This is a genomic window from bacterium, from assembly GCA_023150945.1.
GTDB lineage: Bacteria > Zhuqueibacterota > Zhuqueibacteria > Zhuqueibacterales > Zhuqueibacteraceae > Coneutiohabitans.
In genome coordinates, this window is sequence record JAKLJX010000099.1 from 1 (window position 1) to 566 (window position 566).

General features: G+C 72.3%; 1 protein-coding gene. It reads right to left on the reverse strand.

What is annotated here, in order from left to right; all coding sequences use genetic code 11:
- Positions 1-566 (reverse strand): polyketide synthase (locus L6R21_28225; GenBank protein MCK6563092.1); only part of this gene is annotated, 566 nt, incomplete at both ends.

Here is a 566-nt window from a genome sequence, read left to right on the forward strand (position 1 = left end):
GCCTCGATGTAATCGATGTCGGCGGGGGCGAGGTTGGCCTGCGCGAGCGCGCTTCGGATGACGGCCTGCTGCGACGGGCCGTTGGGCGCGGTGAGGCCGTTGGAGCGGCCATCTTGGTTGACCGCCGTGCCCCGGATCAGCGCGTGGATGCGGTCGCCGCGCTCTTGAGCGGTGGACACACGCTCCAGCACGACCACGCCGCAGCCCTCGCCGCGCACGTAGCCGTCTGCGGCGGCGTCGAAGGTCTTGCAGCGGCCATCGGCGGCGAGCATGTTCGCCCGGGCGAAGGCGTTCGTGGCCTGGGGCGAGAGCAGGAGGTTGACGCCGCCGACGATGGCGCAGCGGATCTCCCCGGCGCGCAGGGCCTGGCAGGCGAGGTGCAGCGCCACCAACGACGACGAGCAGGCCGTGTCGACGGCGACGGACGGCCCGCGCAGGTCGAGGAGGTAGCTCAGGCGGTTGGCGGCGATGCTGTGGGCGTTGCCCGTGCCGCTGTAGGCGTCGGCGCGCTCGGGGTCGGCGAGGCTGATGAGCGCGTAGTCGCTCGACGCGATGCCGATGAACAC